A 21,974-nucleotide genomic window follows, 5' to 3' on the forward strand; every position below is an offset into this window, starting at 1 on the left:
CCACTTCTCACGGGTGTTCAGGGCCCGCTACGGGATGCCGCCCGGCGCGTACCGGGACGGAATGCGCGCCGCAATTGCCCCCCGAAAAGGGACACCAATACAGGGACCGTCCCGAAGGGAGAACCCGTGACGAACCCATGGGGCTCCCTGTTGACATGTCGTCAAAGCCACGTCATGAGTTCGTAAAGCACGAAACCGGGGGACCGCTTGTTCCGCCTGGTCCGCCTGTGCGAAGGTGTGCCTTGTCGGCGCACGGACAAGATTTTCTCTTCTGTGCGCACGAGGCATCACCCGTCCGCAAACCCCCCACGCTTCAAAAGAGCCGCGCCGTACGGACGTAGGTGCCGAACCCTGTGCGAAAGGATCCCCGTCGCCCAGACGCCGGGGACACATACCCGCTGGAATGGACGCAATGCCGCATGTCCCCGGGAGGAATGCAGCCGTGAAAGACGCAGGCCTGTCGAATTCCCCTTCGGCGCGCCGCTTCGAGGTGACGGACCAGCAGCTCAGCGCCGAGCTGAAGAACTGGACGGGAGCGTCGCCCGCGCTGCACCCCGTCGGTGAACTGCTGGACCGGCACTGGGAGGCGGCCTTCGCCTACGCGCGGCTGTGCGCCGACGGGGAGCGTGCGGCCGGGATGCTCACCACGGCGGCGTTCACCCGGCTCTTCGGGGAGACCCTGCGGCAGAACGGGCCGACCGCCGCCTGGCGCCCCCATCTGCTGGTCACCGTGCGCCGGATCGCCGCGGAGTGGGACTCCGACGGCCGCCGGGACCTGCTCCACCCCGAGCTGCGCTCCACCGAGGGCGACACCGAGCGCCTGGCCGCCCGGCTGCTCCCGCCCCCGCACCGGCGGCTGCTGTCCCGGGCGTTCCAGCGGCTCCCCCAGAACGCCCGCTGCCTGCTGTGGCACACCGACGTCGAGGCCGAACCCCTCGCGGTCCCGGCCGGCCTGCTCGGCCTGGAGGAGGAGGGCGCCCGCGTCGAACTGCGCCGCGCCCGCGAACGGCTGCGCGAGGAGTGCCTGCAGCTCCACCGCGAACTCGCCGTCGACGAGGAGTGCCACCGCTACGACCGGCTCCTCGACGTCACCTGCCGCCGCGGCGGTGTCGACGTCGACCCCGATCTCCGCGCCCACCTGGACCGGTGCCGTCACTGCGCGCACACCGCCGACCAGTTGAGCCAGTTCGACGCGCACTTCGGCGCCGCGCTCGCCGAGGGCGTGCTGGGCTGGGGCGCCGCGGCGTACTTGGCGGTCAGAATGGGCGGTTCCGAAGCGCCCGCCCACGAGCCCGAGGTGCCGCGCCCGGTGATGGCGGGCGAGGCGTTCACCGACGAGCCGTTCGCGGCCGAGGCCCCGCCGACCGCACCCGGCACCGGGGCGGCCCCACCTCCCGGCACGGACTCGGGCCCCGGCGCCGAAGCGGCCACCGGCCTCGGACCGCTGCCCGCCCCCGACGGCCACCCCGCCACCGGTCCTCACGCCACCACCGGTCCTCACGCCACCACCGCCCCCCGCCCCCGGTCGCGCCTCGCCCGGAAGGCGGCCCGGCGCTCCCGCCGCCGCGGCGCCGCCGCCGTCCTCACCGTCAGCGGGCTGATCGTCCTCCCGCTCGTCGTCTGGTCCGTCCTCGGCGCCGACGACGGGGCCGCACCGGGCGCCGGCGAGAAGGCCGGGCAGAAGCCGGGCCCGGCCACGGACACGGCGACCGGCGCGCCGTCCCTGATCGGCGCGGACGAGAAGGCCCAGGGCACCCTGCGCGGCCGCCTGCACAACGTCGCCTCGGGGCTGTGCGTCGGGATCGCCGGCGGCAAGGCCGTCCAGGGTGCCGAGTCCCAGCTCGCCGCCTGCTCCTCCGCGGCCGGGCAGCAGTGGTCGTACGAGCCGGACGGGCTGCTGCGCAACGCCGACAACCCCGACCTGTGCCTCGACTCGCGGCTCGGCTACTCGGTGCGGCTGGCCCCCTGCACGGAGGGCGCCACGAACGTCCGCTACGACTTCACCCTCCAGGGCACGCTCGTCCCGCGCGGCAACCAGAACCTCGCTCTCGCGCCCGCCGCCACCGACGGTTCGGGCGCCGTCGTCCTGAAGAACCGCGACGACGGCGCGGTGCAGCGCTGGGTGATCGACACCTCGCAGCCCGACCCCCAGCTCCAGGTCGTCAACTGGGGCGCCGACGTCACCACGGAGCCCACGCCCGCGCCCACGTACGCGAAGACCCCCGCGCCCACTCCGACGCCGACCGCCACCCCGACGACCCCGCGGCCGACGGCGACGACCTCCGTGCCGGGCTCCTCCACCACCACCTGCTCGTACGACAACCCGTACGCCTGCTCCTGGGACGGCTCGTCGGGCGCGGGCGGCGGATCGGGACACGGTTCCGGATACGGCGGTCGCGACGGCGCGCGCCGCTGACCCGGGCCCGGTACCGGCGAGGGCGCCGAAGAGCCCGGTCGGTGCGCCGGGCCGGCGGCCACCGGCGTCACCCGCCTGCCGACCGGCGCCCGCCCCCGGCGAAGGACGCTCACTCCTGCTCGAGCAGCCCCAGCTCCGCCCAGATCGTCTTCCCGTCGGTCGTGTGCCGGCTGCCCCACCGCTGGGTGAGCTGGGCGACCAGCAGCAGCCCCCGGCCGCCCTCGTCCCAGGTCTTCGCCCGGCGCAGGTGCGGGGCGGTGTGACTGGTGTCGAAGACCTCGCAGATCAGGGTGGTGTCGTCGTGGATCAGCCGGAGCCGGATGGGGCGGGCGCCGTACCGGATGGCGTTGGTGACCAGCTCGCTCACCACGAGCTCGGCTGTGAAGGACGCCTCGACCAGGTTCCAGCGCTCCAGCTGCTGGACGACCTGCTTGCGGACCGGCGCGACGAGCGCGGGGTCGGCGGGGATGTCCCAGGTCGCGACCTGCGAGGCGGGCAGCCCCCGGGTGCGGGCCAGCAGCAGGGCCACGTCGTCGGAGGCGCCCCCCTGGGGGAGCAGCGCGTGCAGGACCTGGTCGCAGGTCTCGTCGAGGGAGTCCGCGTACGCGGCCAGCGCGTCGCTCAGCATCCGGTGACCGGTGTCCGCGTCCTGTGTCCGGGACGCGATCAGACCGTCGGTGTAGAAGGCGAGCACCGAGCCCTCGGCGAGCTCCAGCTCGGCCGACTCGAAGGGCAGACCGCCCAGGCCCAGCGGGGGACCGGCGGGCAGGTCGACCGGGCGTGGTGTGCCGCCGGGCGCCAGCAGCAGGGGCGGCGGGTGCCCGGCCCGGGCCAGGGTGCAGCGCCGCGACACCGGGTCGTACACCGCGTACAGGCACGTCGCGCCGACCTCGCCGGGACTGCTGCCGTCGCCGCCCGCCTCCTCCGACAGCCGCACGACCAGGTCGTCGAGGTGGGTGAGCAGCTCGTCGGGGGCGAGGTCGATGTCGGCGAGGGTGCGCACGGCGGTGCGCAGCCGGCCCATGGTGGCCGAGGCCTGGATGCCGTGCCCGACGACGTCCCCCACCACCATCGCGACCCGCATCCCGGACAGCGGTATCACGTCGAACCAGTCGCCGCCCACGCCCACCCGGGCCGCCGGCAGGTACCGGGAGGCGGCGTCGACGGCGGCGGTCCGCGGCAGGCTGCGGGGGAGCAGGCTGCGCTGGAGCGCCAGGGCGGTCTCGCGCTCCCGGGAGTAGCGGCGGGCGTTGTCGATGCAGACCGCGGCGCGGGCGGTGACCTCCTCGGCCAGCAGCACGTCGTCGGGCGAGAAGGGCTCCGGCCGCCGGGAGCGGGAGAACACGACGACCCCGAGGGTGGCACCGCGGGCCTGGAGCGGCACGGACATCGTGGAGTGGACGCCGTACTCCTCCACCCGTCGTACCCGCCGTTCGTCCCAGGCGCGCCAGGGGTCGAGGTCGCCGGACGGCACCGGGGCCACGATGGTGCGGCCCGCGAGCAGGGAGGTGGCCTGCGGGGAAACCTCGGGGTAGGCGTCCGCCTGGCCCAGCTCGACCACGGCCTCCGGGGCGCCCGGGTTGACCGAGTGGTGGGCCACCCGCCGCAGGTGGACGGGTGCGGTCAGCGGGCCGGCGGCCTCACCGCCGTGCTCCTGCGGGTCGAGCAGCTCGACGCTGACGAAGTCGGCCAGCGTCGGCACGCACACCTCGGCCAGTTCCTGGGCCGTCCGTGTGATGTCGAGGGTGCTGCCGATGCGCACGCTCGCCTCGTTGACCAGCTGGAGCCGCTCCTTGGCGAGGACGTGCTCGGTGAAGTCGTGGGCGGTCACGCAGACGCCCCGGACCCGGCCGGACGGGTCGGTGAGCGGCGCGACCCGGGCCAGCCAGGCGTGCGCCCGCTCCTCGCCCCTGGCCTTCATGACGGTCTGCATCTCCTCGCCCTGGCCGGTGGCGAGGACCCGGCGCATGTGCGTCTCGATCTCCGTGTTCTGCGGCCGGGCGCCGACGTCGCTGGCGCGCAGGCCGCGGATGCGGGCGGAGGGCAGTTGCAGCAGGTGGGCCATGGCGTCGTTGACCCCGCGCAGCCGCAGCCGGTCGTCGAAGATCATCGTGGCGCACGGTGACTGGGTGAGGGCCGCCCGTATCAGCTCGTCGTCCTCGGGCGCCGGGAAACCGCTGACCAGGGGGGTCACGGCGAGCCAGGTGACCGGCCCGCCGTCCTCGGGCGGTCTGCGGTGGGCGAGCACCCACACGGAGACCGTGTGGCCGTCGCGGTGGCGCAGCGCGAGGGTGCCGCTCCAGCGGTTCTCGCCGGGGGCGGGGAGCCGCCCGCCGCCGTCGGCCAGCAGAGCGGCGGCCGGCAGGCCGACGACCTCGGCGGAGTCGTAGCCCAGCAGGTGGCGCGCGCCCTCGCTCCACCGGGTCAGCGTGCCGTCCTCGTGGATGACCGCCCGCGCCGTCGAGGCGTCGTCGAACGGGTTGTCCGGGCTCATCGTCCCCACTCCATCGCGGACACTCACAGTGAACAGGCAGGTCACGTGAGTTCCACCTTAGTGCGTGCGGCTCCGGAGCGGAGGTCAACCCCGTCCGGCCCTCCCGTCGGGCGATCGGGGGAGAGACCCGGACGAAGTGGGATGGGCGGGGTGCGGGTGGCCGAAGGGCGCGACGCACCCTTGACGGGCAGGAGTGGCACGACGTCAGATTCTGTTTGCTGACGATCAGTTGTGAGTACTTCTGGTTCCTGATGAGGGAGAGCCGCCATGACGGTCACTCGCCGGTCTGTCCTGCTCGCCTCCGCGGCCGCACCGGCCGCCGGGGCACTCCTCGCCACCCCGGCGGCCCAGGCCGCCGACATCGCCGCGGGCGCCCCGGGCCGCCGTACGGTCGCGCTGCGCGACGGCTGGCGCTTCGCGCTGGTCAACGCGGGCGGGATCACCGACCCGACCGGTCAGTACGCCGACGCGGCCGCGCCCGGTCACGACGACTCCGCCTGGCGTGAGGTCGCGGTCCCGCACGACTGGAGCATCGAGCAGACCCCCACCACCGGGCTCGGCACCACCAGCGGCACCGGGTTCCTCCCCGGCGGCCTCGGCTGGTACCGCCTGGCCTTCACCCTGCCGCCCGCCCTCGCCGGGAAGCGGATCTCGGTCGAGTTCGACGGTGTCTACATGGACGCGTACGTCCACTGCAACGGCACCGAGGTCGGCCGGCACCCCTACGGCTACACCGGCTTCGCCTTCGACCTCACCGACCTGGTGCACACCGACGGCACCACCGAGAACGTGCTCGCGGTCAAGGTGCACAACCGCCTCCCGAGCAGCCGCTGGTACTCCGGCAGCGGCATCTACCGGGAGGCCCGCCTCGTCGTCACCGAACCGGTGCACGTGGCGCGCTGGGGCACGTACGTCACCACACCCGAGGTCTCCGCCGAGCGGGCCGTCGTCCGGGTCGAGACGTCCGTGGTGAACGCGTCGGGTGCGGGCGCGGACGTCGAGGTGGTCTCGCGGATCGCCGATCCCTCGGGCCGGACGGTGGCGCGTACGTCCTCCACGGTCCCCGTCACCGGGACGGCGACCGAGACGCACGAACTCACCCTGAAGCGGCCGCGGAGGTGGGACGTCGACGCCCCGCACCGCTACACCCTGCACACCGAGCTGCGCGTCGGCGGCCGGACCACCGACACCCACCGCACCGTCTTCGGCGTCCGCACCTTCCGCTTCGACCCCGACGAGGGCTTCTTCCTCAACGGCACCCACCACAAGATCAGGGGCGTCGACCTGCACCACGACCTGGGCGCGCTCGGCGCGGCGGTCAGCCTGGACGCGATACGGCGGCAGATGACCATCATGCGGTCGATGGGCGTCAACGCCCTGCGCACCTCCCACAACCCGCCCGCGCCCGAGGTGATCCAGGTCTGCGAGGAGCTGGGCATCGTGATGCTGGTGGAGGCGTTCGACTGCTGGCGCACCGGCAAGAACCGGTACGACTACGGACGGTTCTTCGACGAGTGGTGCGAGAGGGACACCACCGAGATGGTGCTCGCGGCCCGCAACTCACCCGCCGTGCTGATGTGGTCCATCGGCAACGAGGTCCCGGACTCCACCTCCACCGCCGGCCTCGCCATGGCCGACCGGATCATCTCCGCGATCAGGGCCGCGGACGACACCCGCCCGCTGGTCATCGGCTCCGACAAGTACCGCCGCCTCCCGGCGAAGGGGTCCGCCGCCGACCTGATGCTGGCCAAGCTCGACGGGCTCGGCCTCAACTACAACACCGCCAGGTCGGTGGACGAGCTGCACGCGGCCTACCCCCACCTCTTCCTCTTCGAGTCGGAGTCGTCCTCGGAGACCTCGACCCGCGGGACGTACCAGGAGCCCGAGCGCCTCAACACCGGTGAGAACCACACCCCCGGCAGGCGCGCGACCTCCTCGTACGACAACAACCTCGCCTCCTGGACCATGAGCGGCGAGTACGGCCACAAGAAGGACCGGGACCGCGCATGGTTCGCCGGACAGTTCCTGTGGTCGGGCATCGACTACATCGGGGAGCCCACGCCGTACGACGTCTTCCCGGTCAAGGCGTCCTTCTTCGGCGCGGTCGACACCGCCGGTTTCCCGAAGGACATGTACTACCTGTTCCAGAGCCAGTGGACCAGCGAGCCCATGGTCCATCTGCTGCCGATGACCTGGAACCACGAGAAGGGCGACACGGTCGAGGTGTGGGCGTACTCCAACGTCGACACCGTCGAGCTGTTCCTCAACGGGCGGTCCCTGGGCGTGCGGCGGTTCGACACCAAGAAGACCCTCGACGGCCGGGAGTACCTGGAGACCACCGAGGCCACCGGCGACGACAAGACCTTCACCGACGGCCCCTACCCCGGGAGCTACACCAGCCCCAACGGCAGCGCGGGCAAGCTGCACCTGACCTGGAAGGTGCCGTACGAGCCGGGCGTGCTGGAGGCGGTGGCCCGCCGGGACGGCAGAACGGTCGCCACCGACGTCCTGCGCACCGCCGGAGCCCCGCACGCCGTCCGCCTCACCCCGGACCGCACCTCCCTCCCGGCCGACGGCCGTTCGCTCGTCTTCGTCACCGCCGAGGTCGTCGACGCGCGCGGGGTCGTCGTGCCCGACGCCGAGCACCTCCTCTCGTTCGAGGTGAGCGGCGGCTCCCTCGCCGGGCTCGACAACGGACGGCAGGAGAGCGCCGAGCGCTACCAGGCCAGCACCCGGACGGCCTTCTGCGGCAAGGCGCTCGCCATCGTGCGCGCCGGCACCGAGGCGGGCGTGCTCAAGGTGACCGCGCGCGCGGACGGCCTGCGCAGGGGGTCCACCACCGTGCGCACCGCGCGGGCCCGCCAGGTGGCGACCACGGCGGCGGCGGCCTTCGCGCCCGACCGTCCGGCGCCCCACGACGTCCCCCACGCGGACGCCAGCTATTCCGGCCGCCCCGACACCCTGCCCGCCGCCATGCTGGACGGCGACCCGGCCACCGGCTGGTCCAACGCGTTCGTCAAGGCGGCCACCGCCCTGCTGCCCGCCTTCAGCCAGGCGCGGGCGCGCGACTGGGTGTCGGTGGACTGGGGGCGGACGCGGACCCTCGACCGGGTGGAGGTGTCGTTCACCGTCGGCGACACGCACAGCCTGCCCGCGGCGGTCGAGGTCGCGGTCTGGGACGGCGAGCGGTACGCGCCGGTCACCGGGGCGGCCGTCGACTGGGCGGAGGCCTCGGACGAGCCCACCGTGATCACCTTCGACGCCGTCCGCGGGTCCCGGCTGCGGCTCACCCTGACCAGCGGTCACCCGGGTGAGGTCCGCGGAGCCCTGCGGATCAGCAGGCTGGAGGCGTAGCCCGCGGGCGGTGGGGTCTCGGGGCGCTCGCGTCGCGACGGTCCGGGCGGGGGAGCGGCGCAAGCCGTTCCGTCCGGACCGTTGACGGGGTGTCATGACTGCAACAAGCATGTCCTGCGACCGTCTTTGGGAGCGCTCCCATAATGTGCGCTCCCCCGAGGAGCCCAGGAGTTGCGACAGTGAAACGACGCAGAACCACCCTGCTGCCCCTGGCGGCCCTGCTGGGCACGGCGCTCACCGCCCTGCCCGCGCAGCAGGCCGGGGCCGAGGAGACCGAGCAGGTCAGGAACGGCACTTTCGACACGACCACCGACGGCTGGTGGACCAGCAACGTCGGCGCCGGCGCGGCCGAGGGCCGGCTGTGCGCGGACGTGCCGGGCGGCACCGTCAACCGCTGGGACTCCGCCGTCGGCCAGGACGGCATCACCCTGGTCAAGGGGGAGACCTACCGGTTCTCCTTCAAGGCGTCCGGTGTGCCCGAGGGGCACGCGGTGCGGGCGATCGTGGGCCAGTCGGTCTCGCCGTACGAGACGTGGCAGGAGGCGACCCCCGTCCTGGGGGAGTCGGCGGACTCGTACTCCTACACCTTCACCTCGCCGGTCGACTCCACGCAGGGCCAGGTCGCCTTCCAGGTCGGCGGCAGCGCGGACCCCTGGCGGTTCTGCCTCGACGACGTGTCCCTGCTGGGCGGGGTGCCGCCGGAGGTGTACGAGCCGGACACCGGGCCGCGGGTCCGCGTCAACCAGGTCGCCTACCTGCCCGCCGGGCCCAAGAACGCCACCCTCGTCACCGACGCCACGGGGCGGCTGCCCTGGGAGCTGAGGAGCGCCGCCGGCGCGAGGGTCGCGCGGGGCTGGACCGTGCCGCGCGGAGTCGACGCCTCCTCCGGGCAGAACGTCCACTCCATCGACTTCGGCGCCTACCGCACCCGCGGCACCGGCCTCACGCTGGTCGCCGACGGCGAGACCAGCCGCCCCTTCGACATCGGCACGGCCGCCTACGAGCGACTGCGCCTGGATGCGGCCAAGTACTACTACACGCAGCGCAGCGGCGTCGCGATCCGCGACGACCTGCGCCCCGGCTACGGCAGGGCCGCCGGTCACGTCGGCGTCGCCCCCAACCAGGGTGACACCGCCGTCCCCTGCCAGCCCGGTGTGTGCGCCTACACCCTGGACGTCAGCGGCGGCTGGTACGACGCCGGCGACCACGGCAAGTACGTCGTCAACGGCGGCATCTCGGTGTGGGAGCTGCTCAGCACGTACGAACGCGAACTGCTGGCCCGCACCGGCCAGGCGGAGAAGCTGGGCGACGGAACACTCGCCATCCCGGAGAGCGGCAACAAGGTGCCGGACCTGCTGGACGAGGTCCGCTGGGAGCTGGAGTTCCTGCTGAAGATGCAGGTGCCGGCGGGACAGCCGCTGGCCGGCATGGCGCACCACAAGATCCACGACGAGCAGTGGACGGGGCTGCCCCTGCTGCCGAGCGACGACCCGCAGAAGCGCGAACTGCACCCGCCGTCCACCGCGGCGACCCTCAACCTGGCGGCGACGGCCGCGCAGGCGGCGCGCCTGTACCGGCCGTACGACGCGGGCTTCGCGGCGAAGGCGCTGAGCGCCGCTCGCAAGGCCTGGTCGGCGGCGCTCGCCCACCCCGACCTGTACGCCTCGGAGAGCGACGGCGTCGGCGGTGGGGCGTACGCCGACAACGACGTCACCGACGAGTTCTACTGGGCGGCGGCGGAGCTGTACCTGAGCACGGGTGAGAAGGCGTTCGCGGACCACGTCCTCGGCTCTCCGGTGCACACCGCCGACGTCTTCGTCCCCGTCGGCTACGACTGGGCCAGGACGGCGGCCGCGGCCCGGCTGGACCTGGCCACCGTGCCGAGCAGGCTGCCCGGCCGGGACAAGGTGCGCCAGTCGGTCGTCAAGGGCGCGGACCGCTACCTGGCGACCCTCGCGTCCCACCCGTACGGCATGCCCTACGCCCCCGCGGGCAACGTCTACGACTGGGGATCCAACCACCAGGTCCTCCACAACGCGGTCGTGATCGCCACCGCGTACGACATCACCGGCGCCTCGAAGTACCGGGACGGCGCGGTGCAGAGCATGGACTACGTCCTCGGCCGCAACGCGCTGAACATCTCGTACGTGACCGGCTACGGCGAGGTCCACTCCCGCAACCAGCACGCCCGCTGGTACGCCCACCAGCTCGACCCGAGCCAGCCGAACCCGCCGAAGGGCACGTTGGCCGGCGGTCCCAACTCGAGCATCCAGGACCCTCTGGCGCAGAGCAGACTCCAGGGCTGTGTCGGCCAGTTCTGCTACATCGACGACATCCAGTCCTGGTCGACGAACGAGCACACCATCAACTGGAACTCCGCCCTGACCCGGATGGCGTCGTTCGTCGCGGACCAGGGTTAGACCGTCCTGGACCGGACGGTGTCCGATTCTGTCGCGAAGCGATCGGCGACGTGACCGCTCGGACACCGTCCGGTACCGCCACACCGTCACCTTGACCTGGGGATATTTACGAGTAAGTACCCGCGCGGTACCGTGAAGGCATGCCAGCCCTCAATGTGGAATTCAGCGATCGCGAGCTGGAGGACCTGCGGCAGATCGCCAAGGAGCGCGGTACGTCGATGAAGGCGCTCGTGCGGGAGGCCGCCGCCGCCGACATCGCGCGCCACCGGGCGCTGCAGGAGGGAGCGGAGGCGTTCCGCCGGTTCTTCGCGTCGCACGCCGACGAGTTCGCGGCCGCCTTCCCGGACGACGAGGCGCCCGTCAAGGGTGAGGGGCGGGTCGCCTGACCGATGACGCCCGTCATCCACATCGACGTGCCCTGGCTGCTCCAGCGCCACGAAGAGGTCCTGCCGGACCAGCCGACCATCAACGACTTCTCCGCTCTGGTCGCCGCCGTCGCCCGGCACCGTGTCGACCCGCCCCGCCTCGGCGTCGACTCCGACCCGGCCTGGCGGGCCGCCGCGCTGCTGCACACCCTCGCGCTGCTCAAGCCCCTGCCCTCGGCCAACGCCCGCTTCGCCTGCGCCACGGCGGTGGCCTACATGTTCGTCAGCGGCGTCGGCATCGATCCGCCCTACGGGGCCCTCGTCGACCTGGCCCGGGACCTGATCGACGGAAAGACCGACGTGTACGGCGCCGCCGACCGGCTGCGGTCCTGGCAGATCTGAGCGCACCGGACGGCGAGGCTCTCCGGGGCCGCCGGCCGAGGGGCGGGAGGAACAGGGCCGGCGGCCGTTTCGCGCAGGAGAGTCGCTCTCCCGCGCGGGGCCCTGGAGGAGGGGCCCACCCCAGTCCACTACGGCTCGCCGCGCGCCGGGAACGTGTGTGTCACGCCGACGCGTGCACGTCTTTCACACGGGGCGCGGGAACCACGCGCAGGCGGGCGAAAAGCGGCGCCGGACGAACATGACGACATCACATCCGAGAGAAATGCGGGACGTCCCGAACAACGGAATTCGGGCGGCGAAATCGACGCCCCCTTATCGACATTCTTTCAACAGTGGCCGGGAATCTCCGGCGGCTTGTTGCGTGCGACTCGGTTGTGCGAGGGTGAACCACTCGTGCGGGGGGCCGGGGCGGGTATGCCCCGCGTTTCGCCGGCGGAGGCGAACGCGCGCTCCCCGCCGCGCCGAACAGGTACGTACCAAAGGAAGCCGCTCAGTGCTCACCCCCCCTCCCCCTCGCCCTCCCTATCCCCCGCCCGGCGGGGGACCCGGAGAATCCGACGAGTCCCTCGCCGCGGGAGTGCGCGGCGGCACGGACAGCGAAGTCGGCCAGTCCACCGCGCTGCTGATCGCGCGGCACTGGCAACCGGTGCACGCGTACGCGGTGATCTGCCTGGCCTCCTCCACGGACGTCGCCTCCATGGTCACCACGGCCGCGTTCCACCAGGTTTTCGACCGGCTGAAACTGGGCGAGCCGGGCACCGCGCTGCGCCCCCGGCTGCTGGTGACCGTGCGGGACACGATCCGGCTGTGGGCCGCCGACGAGGGGCTGTCCGGTGTCCTGCCCGACCTGCGCAAGCCGGCCGGCGCCCGCGGGATGCGCGCCGCCAAGTCCATGACCCCGGAGAACCGGGTGCTCACCGAACGCGCCTTCCACGGACTGCCCCCGGTGGCCCGCTGCGTCCTGTGGCACGTCGAGGTCGAGGCCGAACCGATCACCGTGGCCGCGGGCCTGCTCGGCATGGACACCGACATGGTCGCCGCCGCGCACGAGCAGGCCCGGGAGAAGCTCCGCGAGGGCTGTGTGCGCGCCCACCGGGAACTCGCGCCCAGCAAGGACTGCCGCTTCCACAACCGGCTCCTCGACGTCCCCATGCGCCGCGGCGGCGACCTCCTGCCGGACGTCCGCCAGCACCTGGACGCCTGCCGCTACTGCCGGTCCGCTGCGGAGCAACTCGGCCATTTCGAAGGCGACTTGGGCGTGCTGCTGGCCGAGGCGGTGCTCGGCTGGGGCGCCCGCCGCTACGCCGAGTCACGTCCCGGCCGCGCCGACGGGCAGTCCGTACGCCTCAGGGGTTCCGCCCGGCACCGCGGCGGGCGGTCGCGCGGGAGCCGTCGTGCCACCCTGCTCGACCGCATACCGTCCGCGCGCCGGCGCGGACCGGGCGGCCCCTCGCCGCGGGCGCTGATGACGGGCGTCGGCCTCGCCTCGGCCGGACTGCTCACCACCCTGCTCGCCACCGGCACGTGGTCGGACGACGGCGGCGCCGGCCCGGCCGCCTCCACCAGCGCCACGGGCGGCGGCGCGGCCTCCGGCACCGACTCCCGGTCCGCGCCCACCGTGACGCCCTCGGTCCCGGACACCGCCCAGCTGCCGACCGCGCCGAGCCGGGCCAGGCTGCGCAACGCCGCCGCCGACCTGTGCCTGGACATCCGGGACGAGGTGACGGCGGGCGCTGCCCTCGAACTGGCGGCCTGCACCTCCGAGGCGACCCAGCGGTGGTCGTACGGGAACGACGGGCAACTGCGCAGCGCCGCCGATCCCGAGCTGTGCGTGGACTCGCACGCGGACGCCGGTGTGGTCATCCTCGGCGCGTGCGCCGAGGCCGGTGACGCCCGCGCCGCCGACGTCCGCTACGACCTCACCGTGCAGGGGGAGCTGTTGCCCCGCTGGGACGAGACGCTCGCCCTCGCCTCCACCGGCGAGGACCCGGGCGCCGACGTCGTCGTCAAGGTCCGCGACCACTCCACCGGGCAACGCTGGCTGACCGACGCCGTCACGGCCAGCCCCGGCTCCCTGGAGATCACCGGCAGGGAGACCCTGCCGGCACAGCCCGTCGACCTGGCCGACCGCAGCGCGTGACGCACCGACGGCCCCTCGGGCGGGCCGTCATCCGGCGTCCTCGACGAGGTCGTCCGGGCCGGCGGTGGCCGGGGTGGCGTGGCCGGAGAGGGCCAGCGTGAGGTCGAGTTCGGCGAGCAGGCAGCGGATCACGTGCTCGACGCCGGCCTGTCCGTCCAGGCCGAGGCCGTAGACGTACGGCCGTCCCAGCAGCACCGCGCGGGCGCCGAGGGCGAGCGCCTTGAAGACGTCGTCGCCGGTGCGCACCCCGCTGTCGAACAGCACCGTCAGCCGGTCGCCGACCGCCGACGCGACGCGGGGCAGCGCGTCGGCGGCCGCGATCGCGCCGGCCACCTGACGGCCGCCGTGGTTGGAGACCACCACGCCGTCCACCCCGGCGTCCGCCGCCAGCAGGGCGTCGTCCGGGTGCAGCACGCCCTTCAGGACGATCGGCCCGTCCCACTGCTCCCGCAGGAACGCCAGGTCCGGCCAGGTCTTGCCCGGGTCCGCGAACAGGCTCACGAAGTGCAGCACGGCCGCGTTCGGGTCCTCGTGCACCGGCTTGGCCAGGCCCGCCCGGAAGGCCGGGTCGGTGAAGTAGTTGGCGGTGCCCACGCCGTGCAGGAACGGCAGGTACGCCTGGTCGAGGTCGCGCGGCCGCCACGCCAGCAGCGGGGTGTCGAGGGTGACGACGAGCACCGTGAAGCCGGCCGCCCTCGCCCGGCCCAGGAAGCTGCGGGTCACCTCGCGGTCCTTGGACCAGTACAGCTGGAACCAGCGCTCGGCGTCGCCCATCGCCTCCGCCACCTGCTCGATCGGCGTGCTGGACGCCGACGACAGCACGAACGGCACCCCCTGCGCGGCCGCCGCGCGGGCCGCCGCCCGCTCGGCCTCCGGATGCATGATCGACAGCACGCCGACCGGGGCCAGGGCCAGCGGGGCGGGCAGCGAGCGGCCCAGCACCTCGACCGACAGATCCCGCTCGGCCACGTCCCGCAGCATCCGCGGGACGATCCGGCGGCGCCTCAGGGCCGCCCGGTTGGCGAGGGCCGTACTGCCGTCGCCCGCGCTGCCCGCAACGTACCCGACCGGTCCCGGCCCGAGCCGCTGCTCGGTCAGCTCCTCCAGCCGGGTCAGGTCGGTGGGCAGCCGGGGGACCGCGCCCGTCATGCCGTTCAGGTAGATCTCGTACTGGAAGTCCGCCCAGTGCTTCGCCATCCGTCCCTGCCGCCCCTCGTCGTCGCGTCGTCGAGCCCGTGCCGCAGGCGACCCTACCGGCCGGTAGCGCGCTCAGCGGCCCGCGGCCGACTCCCGCAGGATCCGGGCCAGTTCGCGGGGCCGCGAGAACATCGGCCAGTGCCCGGTGTCCATCCGCACCAGCTCCCAGCGGTCGCCGGCGAGCAGCGGCGCCACGGCGGGCATCGGCTCGTCGCCGTCCAGCAGGCACTTGACGTACGTCGTCGGCAGGTCGGCCGGTGAGCCCTGCACCGCCGCCGCCTCGACGAGGGTGGCGCCCGGGTGCGGGGTCGCGCCGTCGACGATCCGGCGGATCTGCTCATCCGTCAGGCCCTGGCCCGCGAAGTCGTCCGCGGCGAGCGGGGGCCAGAAGCCGTCGTGGGCGGCGATCGCCTCCCGCACGGGACCGCTCGGCCAGCCCGACAGGAACGATTCCCCGTCGACCGGCACGTTCGCGTCGACCAGCACCATCCGGCGCAGCCGGTCACCGATCCGCTCCGCGGCCAGTGCGACCGGGATCCCGGAGTAGCTGTGCCCGACCAGCACGACGTCCCGCAGACCGAGCCGCCCGACCTCGTCGACGACGTCCCGGACGTGCGTCTCCAGTCCCGCCGGGACCCCCTGCTTCTCGGCGAGCCCGGAGAGCGTCAGCGGATGGGCGTCGTCCCCCGCGGCGCGCAGCTCGGCCGCCACCTCGTCCCACGCCCACGCACCGAGCCACGACCCCGCCACCAACACGAAATGAGTCATGTCCGCAAGGTAGCCGGGGGGTCCGACAACGGCCCCTCGCCAACTCCCGTGCCGGTTTCCGGTGATCGGCGGCACCGGCACCTCCACGGCCCTGGCCGGCCGCGGCCCGTCGGGCCCGTACACCGCGCGGGGCTCCGGGAACAGCCGCAGCAGGGCCAGGTACAGCACGGCGGCGACGCCCAGCGACAGGGACAGGCCGATGTCGACGCCGTTCGCCAGATCGCCGAGCGGACCGACGAAGTGTCCCGGGACGTCGGTGAACAGCACGCCACGACGGCGGACACCCACCAGGCGGTCGTGCCGCGCCAGTTCCAGCCGTGCGCGAACCAGTAACGGCTGCCGCGCTGACGGCGGTTGAAGACCTGGAGCGCCTCCGGGTCGTACCAGCCGCGCCGGGTGTGAAAGCCGAGCATTCATCACGACCATCCAGGGCGTCGTACAGGTGATGATCACCGTGGCGAACGTGGAGATCGACCGGACGAGGTCCAGGCCGAAGCGGCCGGCGACAATGAACGCGATCGACACCGCGCCGACCAGCAGGGTCGCCCGCACGCGCGACAGCCGCGGGAACACCGGCGAGAAGTCCAGGCCCGTGCCGTACAACGACGTCGTGCCGGTCGACATGCCGCCGATCAGGGCCAGCAGGCACACCGGCAGGAAGAACCAGGCCGGCGAAATCGCCGGCAGCCCGCCCACGAAGTCGGGGGCGGCGGGATCGACGTACTCGGGGGCCTGGGTCGCGATGACGCTCGCGGTCGACAGGCCGAAGAGGAACGGCAGCAGGGTCGCGACCTGGGAGAGGAACACGGCGCCGACCACCCGGCGGCGCGGGGTGGGCGCGGGGATGGAGCGCGACCAGTCACCGAGGAACGCCCAGAACGACACGGGGTCGGACAGCACGATCAGGGCCGAGCCGATGAAGGACGGCCAGAACAGGGACCGGGTCGCCCGTCCGCGGAGTCGGTGAAGACACCCGCGTACGAGGGATCGAAGTCACCCGCGAAGGCCACCGCGCCCAGCAGGAACAGCACGGTCGCCGAGGTGACCGCGACCTTGTTGACGAACAGCATGAACCGGAACCCGTACACGCAGACCACGAGCACCAGCCCGGCGAACAGCGCGTAGGCGACGGCGTACGACAGATCGCCGCGGCTGAGGCCGAAGAGCCGGTGGGCGCCGCCGACCAGGGCGTCACCGGAACTCCACACCGAGAGGGAGAAGAAGGCGACGGCGGTCAGCAGGGAGAGGAAGGAGCCGGCGACCCGTCCGTGCACACCGAGGTGCGCCGACGAGGAGACGGCGTTGTCGGTGCCGGTGACCGGGCCGAAGACCGCCATCGGGCACAGGATCAGCGCGCCCGCGACCACGCCGAGGACGGTGGCCGCGAGGCCCTGCCGGAAGGACAGTCCGAACAGGATCGGGAAGGCGCCCAGGACGCAGGTGGAGAAGGTGTTCGCGCCGCCGAAGGCCAGCCGGAACAGGTCGAACGGGGTCGCGGTGCGTTCCGTGTCGGGGATGCGGTCGACACCGTGCGTCTCGGCCTCGGTGAGGGACGCGGAGGGCGACGGCGGGGTGGGGGCCGGGGTGGACGGCGAGGTCGACGAAGGCTTCGGCGGGCGGACGACGGGGGAGCGCGCGGGAGCGCGCGGCGGGCTGAACGGCCGCTGCCGCGGCGGGGTGGGCGGCGCGTGCGGACGGCGTCCGGAACGGGGTCCGGCGAATGTACGGCACCGGGCGAGACCCCGGCCAGAGGACGATTCCTCCTTTCTCAGCGGCCCGGATGGAGGAAACGACCACCGTCGGGTGTTCCCGCGGGGCGGACGGAAGGAGGCCACGGAGTGGGATGCGGCAGGAAAGCGGAATGTTTCCGGACGATTAACGACCCTATGGAAACCGGTCAGCCAGGCGGGCCGCAGGATCATGAAGCGCTTGCTTACGGGGTTGGAACGTTCGAACTCCGTGACTTCACGCCACTGATTCAATACGCAAGGTTACTGAAAGCGGTGGGGTCGATGTGAGTTTCGGCGACGGACTCGGCAGGATCGGCGTCGCCGCGTCGGGCACCGATCGCGCCGGACCGGCACACCCCCGAATCAAGCGGAAGGATGCACACAATGCGGAACACCGCGCGCTGGGCAGCGACCCTCGGCCTCACGGCCACCGCCGTCTGCGGACCCCTGACCGGGTCCGCGCTCGCCGCTCCCGCCGCCCCGGCCTCGCTGTACGCCCCGTCGGCCCTGGTGCTGACGCTGGGCCACGGCGAGAGCGCCGCCGCCGTCACCCCGGCCCGTGCCGTCACCCTCAGCTGCGCGCCGACGCCCTCCGGCACGCACCCCAACGCCGCCATGGCCTGCGCCGAACTGCGCGCCGCCGACGGCGACCTCGAGGCCCTGACGGTCGCCGGCGACGCCTGGTGCACCAAGCAGTACGACCCCGTCGTCGTCACCGTCGACGGCGTGTGGCAGGGCAAGCGCGTCTCCTACGAGCGCCTCTTCTCCAACGAGTGCGTGAAGAACTCCTCCGGGAGCAGCCTCTTCGCGTTCTGAGACCGGGATCGCGTGGCTTCCGTGGACGCCGCGAGAGGCTCGTGACGTGGGGAGTGCGAGCCACTGACACGGGACCACCGCGATCTCGCACCAGGGGCCGGCCGGGCGGAGTGGGGCCGCCCGCCGGCCCCTGGGATCACCTCGTCAGAGCGCCGGGCGGCAGTGAGCCGTCCGGCGCGGTGTCAGGCCCGGTCGCGGTGGCTGGTGTCGCACCACGGATAGCGGCGGCTGCGCCGACAGGTGCACAGGGCGACCCGGAAGCGGTCCGAGGTGACCGTGGAGCCGTCCTCCAGCTCCACTTCCACCGGCCCCTCCACGAGCAGCGGGCCCCGGCGCTGGACGGTGATCCTGCGGGCTTCGCCGGCGGGGGAGTGCGGCTCGGCGGGCCGGGGCGGTCCGGTGGTGGAGTCCGGGCTGGTGGTGCAGTCCGGTCCGGCGGCGGAAGACCGCCGCTCGGCGCCGGAGCGCGGCTCAGCAGGGGAGTTCGGCACGGACGACCACCAGTTCCTCGTTGTCCTCGTCGGCGGAGAGCAGCCCCTGCTCGCGCAGCCAGTCCTCGCGTGAGCGCATGACCGGTCCGAAGGGTATGCGGCGGCGCCGGGTCACCGAGGCCTTCAGGCCGGTCGCGCGCAGATGCGCGAGGGTGCGGTCCGGGTCGCTGAGCGCGGAGTGCACCACCAGCAGCACCCCGCCGGGCCGCAGCAGCTCCGGCGCCTCCCGGCAGATCCGGTCCAGGACCAGTCGGCCGTCCCCGCCCGCGTCCCAGGCCCGGGCCGGACCGCGCGGCTCCCGGCCGGCCGCCGGGGCCGGCACGTACGGCGGATTCGTCAGGATCAGGTCGAAGGACTGTCCCTGCACGGGCTCGAAGAGGTTGCCGTGCCGTACGCGCACCGGCAGCCGGGCCCGCCACGCGTTCCAGCGCGCCGCGCACACCGCCCGCCGTGACACGTCGACGGCGGTGACCCGCCCGCCGCGGCGGGCGGCCTCCAGGGCGAGCGCGCCGGAGCCCGTGCCCACGTCGAGAACCTCCGCGCCCGGTGGGAGCGGTTCATCGGACAGCGCCCCGGCCAGCAGGTCGGTGTCCTCCTGAGGGGCGTAGACGCCCGGAAGTACCAGCGGATTCACTCTGACCAATTACCCCGACATTCAGGATATATGAGCCATTTCGGCGGACAGGGGAGCGTGCAGGGAGGTCCGGCCCGCCCGCCAGGAAGTGAGCAGACGTGCGGCGAGACGGTCCTCCAGCAGGCCGGTGACGTCGATGCCGAAGACGATGTCGGGAGCCAGGTGCGGCTCCTCGTCCAGCAGACCGCCGATGACCTCGTGCCGGACGATCTGCTCGTGGACCGCGTCGGCCTCGACGTGCTCGTCGTAGAAGTACGCGGCGGCCGGGCCGGCGTCCGTGCGGCGCATCGCCTCGGCGAGCCGTCGGGAACCGGGGGAGGAGGTGATCTCGACCGCCGCGAAGTGACCCACGAGCGCTCCGCGCAGGGAACGGTGCAGGCCGAGCAGGGACATCAGGTTGACCGTGGCCAGGACCTCGGCGCACCCGGCGTCGAGATAGCGGCCGTAGGTGGTGTCCAGGCCCAGGTCCGTCATCAGGTTCGCGAAGAGGCGGGCGTGGACCCGGTCGGGGCGGCCGCCGCCGTACTCGTCGAACTCCACGGCCGCCATGGCCGCCTTCGCCCGGCCCCACAGCCGGGGCAGCACCCACGCGTGCGGGTCGGCCTCCTTCAGGTGGTACAGCGAGCGCTGCGCGGCGTACTCGCGCAGGTGCCACAGCTCGCCCTCGTCGCGCAGGAAGTGCGAGACGCCGGTGCCCTCGACGGGCTCGACGAGCAGGTCCGCGAGCGCCTCGTCGAGGCTGTCGTGGACGGGGGTGTCGGCGCGCAGGGCGGTAAGGAAACGATCCTCCAGCGCCGCCCGGGTCCGCAGCAGGTCCGGGTCCCACTCGCGGTCCGGGCTCACCCCGGCGAAACCGCGGTAGTGCAGTTCGTAGCAGAGGTACAGGGCCAGCTGGAGGTCGTCACCGTACGCGGACGCGCCCGCGACCGCCTCGGCGGGCGGCAGCGGGCCCGTGCCCAGCAGGTAGTCGCGGACGGCCCCGGAGAGCGGGCCCCGGGCAGCCGGCAGACGTGGTCCTTCGTTGGGTCCTTCGAGCGCCATGCGACCCGTGTACCCCGTGGTCAGCGGGACATCCCCGTGTGGTCGAGGGGCTGGTGGCGGCGGTGGGGCGGAGCGGACGCAGGGCTCCCCGGGTTATGGCACGGGCTTGCGGGGTGCGTGACGGGGGGCGTGTGACGGGGTGCCCGTCTCGTGGGCGGTCGTGCGGGCGCGGCAGGCGTCGCCGGTGGTGAGGCAGGTCCGGGTGGTCGCTGGGGCCGGTGCGGGCGTGAGCGCGTGGTCGTCGGCGGCGGGGGCGCGTGGTCGGCGGGACATACGGCGGGAGGGCGTGCGTGGTCGTCGGGATAGGCGCGGTGGCGCGTGCGTGGTCGGCGCGATGCGTGCCGGGGGACGCTTGCTCGTCGGGGCGCGGGGCGGGATCGCGTCGTCCGGTGCGCGGCCGGGGCCGGGCGATCGCGGGTGGACCGCCCGGCCGGGGCCCGGTCGTCAGTCGCCCTTCGACTGTTCCTGGGCGTGGGTGTTGGGGGTGATGGCCTCGCCGGCCTCGCCGTCGTGACGTCGCTCGTCCCGCGGGGCGTCGGTGCGGCGCTCGGCTTCCTCGATCTCCCGCAGTACCTCTTCGAGCGCGGTCCCGGGGCGGTCCTCGGGGTGCTTGGCGTCGCCGGACATGGAGCTCCTTTCCCTGTGGGGCAGTGGTCAGTTCTTCCCGGAGGCGATGCGCAGGGGGACCGGCTCCGGGGGCGCGCTCTCCTCGGCGAGCCGGGTGACCTCCGCCCACCAGGACGCGCCGTCCTCGATGTGGCGCAGCATGATGCCCTCGCGGATCGCCCACGGGCAGAGGGTGACCGTCTGCAGTCCGATCAGCTTCATCGCGGTGTGCCCGACCACCGCGCCCGCCAGGCTCTGCGCGGAGCGCGGCGCGGAGATGCCGGGCAGCCGGGCGCGTTCGGCGGCGGGCAGGGCGGCCAGCCGTTCGACGGCCCGGCCCAGGTCACGGCTGTCCAGCGTGCGGTCGACGAACGGGCCGTGGCGTCCGGGCGGCGCCCCGCACAACCGAGCCAGCTGCTGGAACGTCCGGGAAGTGGCCACGGCGGTGCGCGGGCCCTCCCAGCGGATCCGGGCGGCCACGTCCCGCAACTGGTGGCGCACCTTGCGCCGCAGCGCGCGGACGCTCTCCGGGGACGGCGGATCCTGCTCCGCGAAGAACTCGTGGGTCAGCCGGCCGGCCCCGAGCGGCAGCGAGGCCACGAAGTCCGGCAGCCGGCCCCGCCCGAACGCGACCTCGAACGAGCCGCCCCCGATGTCCAGGAGGGCGAGCGGCCCCGAGCGCCAGCCCATCCAGCGCCGGGCGCCGAGGAAGGTCAGCTCGGCCTCCACCTCGCCCGGCAGGGTGCACAGCGGCACACCCGTCCGGGAGCGGACCGTGCGCAGCACCTCCTGACGGTTCGGTGCGCTGCGCACCACGGCGGTGGCGAACGCCAGCGGGCTCGTCGCCCCCCACCGGGTCGCGGTGCGGCTCGCGGCGGCGACCGCGTCGACGAGCCGCTCGACGGACTCGTCGGGGATGGGCTCACCCGGCTTGACCTGCGTGGACAGCCGCAACCGCCACTTGGCCGTGTGCACGGGCAGCGGTACGCCGTCCTCCGCGTCCGCCACCACGAGCCGCACCGTGTTCGACCCCACGTCCAGCACGCTGATTCTCATAACCGGCGAGTACCCAGGCGCGCACCGTCATGCCCACGCCGGGG

Annotated in this window: 15 protein-coding genes and 1 pseudogene; 7 read left to right on the plus strand and 9 right to left on the minus strand. The window is 73.5% G+C overall.

Features of this window, described 5'->3' with window-relative positions; all coding sequences use genetic code 11:
- Nucleotides 1-442: 442 nt before the first annotated feature.
- Nucleotides 443-2,416, plus strand: coding sequence for a ricin-type beta-trefoil lectin domain protein (locus ACIBBD_RS12350; protein WP_399419284.1), 1,974 nt, complete (start codon nt 443-445; stop codon nt 2,414-2,416).
- Nucleotides 2,417-2,525: 109 nt separating this feature from the next.
- Here ACIBBD_RS12350 and ACIBBD_RS12355 read toward each other — a convergent pair whose 3' ends face one another.
- Nucleotides 2,526-4,910, minus strand: coding sequence for a SpoIIE family protein phosphatase (locus ACIBBD_RS12355; protein WP_399419285.1), 2,385 nt, complete (start codon nt 4,908-4,910; stop codon nt 2,526-2,528).
- A 267-nt stretch (nt 4,911-5,177) separates the two neighbouring features.
- Here ACIBBD_RS12355 and ACIBBD_RS12360 point away from each other — a divergent pair, with 267 nt between their 5' ends.
- From ACIBBD_RS12360 to ACIBBD_RS12380, 5 genes are all read left to right on the plus strand, one after another.
- Nucleotides 5,178-8,264: a glycoside hydrolase family 2 TIM barrel-domain containing protein gene (locus tag ACIBBD_RS12360; RefSeq protein ID WP_399419286.1), complete on the plus strand. Its 3,087-nt coding sequence runs from the start codon at nt 5,178-5,180 to the stop codon at nt 8,262-8,264.
- A gap of 179 nt (nt 8,265-8,443) precedes the next feature.
- Nucleotides 8,444-10,684 (plus strand): glycoside hydrolase family 9 protein, encoded by a 2,241-nt coding sequence (locus ACIBBD_RS12365; RefSeq protein ID WP_399419287.1) that lies wholly within the window; start codon nt 8,444-8,446, stop codon nt 10,682-10,684.
- A 140-nt stretch (nt 10,685-10,824) separates the two neighbouring features.
- Entirely contained in the window at nt 10,825-11,070 is a 246-nt protein-coding gene (locus ACIBBD_RS12370) for a hypothetical protein (protein WP_399419288.1), read from the plus strand.
- Nucleotides 11,071-11,073: 3 nt separating this feature from the next.
- Nucleotides 11,074-11,451 (plus strand): toxin Doc, encoded by a 378-nt coding sequence (locus ACIBBD_RS12375; RefSeq protein WP_399419289.1) that lies wholly within the window; start codon nt 11,074-11,076, stop codon nt 11,449-11,451.
- Nucleotides 11,452-11,944: 493 nt separating this feature from the next.
- On the plus strand, nt 11,945-13,591 hold the full coding sequence (locus ACIBBD_RS12380; protein WP_399419290.1) for a ricin-type beta-trefoil lectin domain protein: 1,647 nt from the start codon (nt 11,945-11,947) through the stop codon (nt 13,589-13,591).
- Nucleotides 13,592-13,618: 27 nt separating this feature from the next.
- On the opposite strand, the gene ACIBBD_RS12385 is transcribed toward ACIBBD_RS12380, so the two are convergent.
- The 3 genes and pseudogenes from ACIBBD_RS12385 to ACIBBD_RS12395 all read right to left on the minus strand — a co-directional run bounded on the left by ACIBBD_RS12385 (nt 13,619) and on the right by ACIBBD_RS12395 (nt 17,073).
- A complete protein-coding gene (locus tag ACIBBD_RS12385; RefSeq protein WP_399419291.1) occupies nt 13,619-14,788 on the minus strand; it encodes a lactate 2-monooxygenase in 1,170 nt (389 codons plus the stop codon).
- A gap of 72 nt (nt 14,789-14,860) precedes the next feature.
- Nucleotides 14,861-15,556 (minus strand): alpha/beta fold hydrolase, encoded by a 696-nt coding sequence (locus tag ACIBBD_RS12390; protein WP_399419292.1) that lies wholly within the window; start codon nt 15,554-15,556, stop codon nt 14,861-14,863.
- A pseudogene (locus ACIBBD_RS12395) lies at nt 15,553-17,073 on the minus strand (purine-cytosine permease family protein). The gene ACIBBD_RS12390 and the pseudogene ACIBBD_RS12395 overlap by 4 nt, the downstream one beginning before the upstream one ends.
- Before the next feature lie 597 nt (nt 17,074-17,670).
- Between ACIBBD_RS12395 and ACIBBD_RS12400 the strand changes: the two are divergent.
- Nucleotides 17,671-18,102 carry a protease inhibitor gene (locus tag ACIBBD_RS12400; RefSeq protein ID WP_399419293.1) on the plus strand — a complete coding sequence of 144 codons (432 nt, stop codon included), beginning with the start codon at nt 17,671-17,673 and terminating at the stop codon, nt 18,100-18,102.
- A gap of 182 nt (nt 18,103-18,284) precedes the next feature.
- Here ACIBBD_RS12400 and ACIBBD_RS12405 read toward each other — a convergent pair whose 3' ends face one another.
- The 5 genes from ACIBBD_RS12405 to ACIBBD_RS12425 all read right to left on the minus strand — a co-directional run bounded on the left by ACIBBD_RS12405 (nt 18,285) and on the right by ACIBBD_RS12425 (nt 21,930).
- Entirely contained in the window at nt 18,285-18,449 is a 165-nt protein-coding gene (locus ACIBBD_RS12405) for a CDGSH iron-sulfur domain-containing protein (RefSeq protein WP_399419485.1), read from the minus strand.
- Between the two features lie 124 nt (nt 18,450-18,573).
- Complete coding sequence (locus ACIBBD_RS12410) at nt 18,574-19,227, minus strand: HemK2/MTQ2 family protein methyltransferase (protein WP_399419295.1); 654 nt, start codon at nt 19,225-19,227, stop codon at nt 18,574-18,576.
- Between the two features lie 21 nt (nt 19,228-19,248).
- Nucleotides 19,249-20,268: an iron-containing redox enzyme family protein gene (locus ACIBBD_RS12415; RefSeq protein ID WP_399419296.1), complete on the minus strand. Its 1,020-nt coding sequence runs from the start codon at nt 20,266-20,268 to the stop codon at nt 19,249-19,251.
- Between the two features lie 444 nt (nt 20,269-20,712).
- Nucleotides 20,713-20,895 carry a hypothetical protein gene (locus tag ACIBBD_RS12420; RefSeq protein ID WP_399419297.1) on the minus strand — a complete coding sequence of 61 codons (183 nt, stop codon included), beginning with the start codon at nt 20,893-20,895 and terminating at the stop codon, nt 20,713-20,715.
- Between the two features lie 27 nt (nt 20,896-20,922).
- Nucleotides 20,923-21,930 (minus strand): Ppx/GppA family phosphatase, encoded by a 1,008-nt coding sequence (locus ACIBBD_RS12425; protein ID WP_399419298.1) that lies wholly within the window; start codon nt 21,928-21,930, stop codon nt 20,923-20,925.
- Nucleotides 21,931-21,974 lie beyond the last annotated feature (44 nt).

The organism is Streptomyces sp. NPDC051315 (genome assembly GCF_044455165.1).
In the GTDB taxonomy this organism is placed as follows: Bacteria; Actinomycetota; Actinomycetes; order Streptomycetales; family Streptomycetaceae; genus Streptomyces.

Bases quoted from the DNA above. Each gene is read 5' to 3' on its own strand.
- ACIBBD_RS12355 (WP_399419285.1), bottom strand. From the start codon at position 4,910: ATGAGCCCGGACAACCCGTTCGACGACGCCTCGACGGCGCGGGCGGTC.
- ACIBBD_RS12360 (WP_399419286.1), top strand. From the start codon at position 5,178: ATGACGGTCACTCGCCGGTCTGTCCTGCTCGCCTCCGCGGCCGCACCG.
- ACIBBD_RS12370 (WP_399419288.1), top strand. From the start codon at position 10,825: ATGCCAGCCCTCAATGTGGAATTCAGCGATCGCGAGCTGGAGGACCTG.
- ACIBBD_RS12375 (WP_399419289.1), top strand. From the start codon at position 11,074: ATGACGCCCGTCATCCACATCGACGTGCCCTGGCTGCTCCAGCGCCAC.
- ACIBBD_RS12385 (WP_399419291.1), bottom strand. From the start codon at position 14,788: ATGGCGAAGCACTGGGCGGACTTCCAGTACGAGATCTACCTGAACGGC.
- ACIBBD_RS12390 (WP_399419292.1), bottom strand. From the start codon at position 15,556: ATGACTCATTTCGTGTTGGTGGCGGGGTCGTGGCTCGGTGCGTGGGCG.
- ACIBBD_RS12400 (WP_399419293.1), top strand. From the start codon at position 17,671: ATGCGGAACACCGCGCGCTGGGCAGCGACCCTCGGCCTCACGGCCACC.
- ACIBBD_RS12415 (WP_399419296.1), bottom strand. From the start codon at position 20,268: ATGGCGCTCGAAGGACCCAACGAAGGACCACGTCTGCCGGCTGCCCGG.
- ACIBBD_RS12420 (WP_399419297.1), bottom strand. From the start codon at position 20,895: ATGTCCGGCGACGCCAAGCACCCCGAGGACCGCCCCGGGACCGCGCTC.
- ACIBBD_RS12425 (WP_399419298.1), bottom strand. From the start codon at position 21,930: ATGAGAATCAGCGTGCTGGACGTGGGGTCGAACACGGTGCGGCTCGTG.